General features: G+C 72.4%; 2 protein-coding genes. One reads left to right on the forward strand and one right to left on the reverse strand.

Annotated features, from left to right (window positions below):
- The coding region (locus CCN72_RS35115) for a GntR family transcriptional regulator (RefSeq protein WP_143664313.1) at positions 1 to 321 on the reverse strand (321 nt) is incomplete at its 3' end.
- Positions 322 to 367: 46 nt separating this feature from the next.
- Between CCN72_RS35115 and CCN72_RS35120 the strand changes: the two genes are divergently transcribed.
- Positions 368 to 782: carboxymuconolactone decarboxylase family protein (locus CCN72_RS35120; protein ID WP_086812414.1), on the forward strand; the 415-nt coding region annotated here is incomplete at its 3' end.

A 782-nucleotide genomic window follows, 5' to 3' on the forward strand; every position in this document is an offset into this window, starting at 1 on the left:
GGTGGGCCGGGGCGGGACGCGGGGCCGGCGGGCGGGGCCGCTCGGCGGGACCACGGTGCGTTCGGCGACGCGGGTGCCGGAGCCCTGCCGTGCGGTGAGCCAGCCCTCGGCGACCAGGTCGGCGTACGCCTCGCCGACGGTGTTGCGGGCGATGCCGAGGTCGGCGGCGAGGGCCCGGGAGGAGGGCAGCCGGGTGCCGGGGGCCAGCCGGCCGGTGCGCACCGCGTCGCGCAGGGCGTCGGTCAGCCCCCGGCGCAGCCCGCCCGGGCCGGCCGGTTCCAGATGCAGGTCGACGCCCGAAGTGGCCCACGTTTCCGCCATGGAAATGGACCATACTCCTGGGTTGCCTGGCTTCTACGGTGGAGGCATGAACACGGACGAGAACACCGAGTACGCCGCCGAGCACGCCCCCCGTCTGCACTGGAGCGAGCACGCTCCGGACGTGTACAAGGCGATGGTGCGGCTGGACATCGCGGCCCGGCAGGGGCTGGACCCGAAGCTGCTGGAACTGGTGAAGATCCGCGCCTCGCAGCTCAACCACTGCGCGTTCTGCCTGGACATGCACACCAAGGACGCGCTGGCGGCCGGGGAGAGCGTGGAGCGGATCATCCAGCTCTCCGCGTGGGAGGAGTCGCGGCACTTCTACACGGAGAAGGAGCTGGCGGCGATCGAGCTGACCGAGGCGATCACCGTTCTCACCGACGGTTTCGTGCCGGACGAGGTGTACGAGCGGGCCGCCAAGCAGTTCGAGGAGCCCGAGCTGGTCCGGCTGATCGCCGCGA

It is taken from the genome of Streptomyces murinus, from assembly GCF_002154555.1.
Classification (GTDB): Bacteria; Actinomycetota; Actinomycetes; order Streptomycetales; family Streptomycetaceae; genus Streptomyces; species Streptomyces murinus.